Origin of the sequence: Paenibacillus sp. FSL R5-0490, from assembly GCF_001956215.1 — a bacterium.
Taxonomy (GTDB): domain Bacteria; phylum Bacillota; class Bacilli; order Bacillales; family Cytobacillaceae; genus Cytobacillus.
Window position 1 is genome coordinate 1 of record NZ_MRTQ01000063.1, and the last position, 339, is coordinate 339.

2 tRNA genes are annotated in these 339 nt (G+C 46.6%); both read right to left on the minus strand.

The features are described 5' to 3' along the window. Positions 1-149: 149 nt before the first annotated feature. A tRNA-Gly gene (locus BK139_RS23460) sits at positions 150-223 on the minus strand. 23 nt (positions 224-246) lie between these two features. Next, a tRNA-Pro gene (locus tag BK139_RS23465) sits at positions 247-323 on the minus strand. Between the last annotated feature and the right edge of the window lie 16 nt (positions 324-339).

The following is a 339-nucleotide window of genomic DNA, read 5'->3' on the forward strand; positions in this document are numbered from 1 at the left end:
GTATTAGGCACGCCGCCAGCGTTCGTCCTGAGCCAGGATCAAACTCTCCATATAAGAGTTGATTAAGCTCGTTTGTCTTTTCAAAAAAGACTAATGATTTAAACGTTGACGTTTTGTTCGTTCAGTTTTCAAAGATCAATCAGTAAGTTTGGAGCGGGTGAAGGGAATCGAACCCTCATCATCAGCTTGGAAGGCTGAGGTTTTACCACTAAACTACACCCGCATATAGAATTGTTATTTCCCGAATGGTCGGGAAGACAGGATTCGAACCTGCGACCCCTTGGTCCCAAACCAAGTGCTCTACCAAGCTGAGCTACTCCCCGTATAATGGCGCGCCCG